Raw genomic sequence first — 239 nt, forward strand, 5'->3', positions numbered from 1 at the left:
CTTTCTGGAGAGGTTTTATGATCGACGTCATTTCGGCAATGCCGCCGACCGAGGTCATCGCGAGCAAGCTGGTCGCGTGCGGGCTCGATCGCGCTGCGGTGTCGGTGACGTGGGAAGCTGAGTCGGAGAGTGCGCTGATCGTCATTCGGCGTGACGCTCCGGTGTCGGCCGGGCAGTTTTCCTGCATTCACGACGCCGCTGGCGTCGAGTTCGTGGCCTTCGATGACAAGGCTGTGGGT

General features: G+C 62.3%; 1 protein-coding gene. It reads left to right on the plus strand.

All coding sequences use genetic code 11. The features are described 5' to 3' along the window. Positions 1-17: 17 nt before the first annotated feature. Positions 18-239: hypothetical protein (locus tag AC0IYH_RS33730; protein ID WP_471838809.1), on the plus strand; the 222-nt coding region annotated here is incomplete at its 3' end.

The organism is Pseudomonas sp. AC463, from assembly GCF_979253585.1.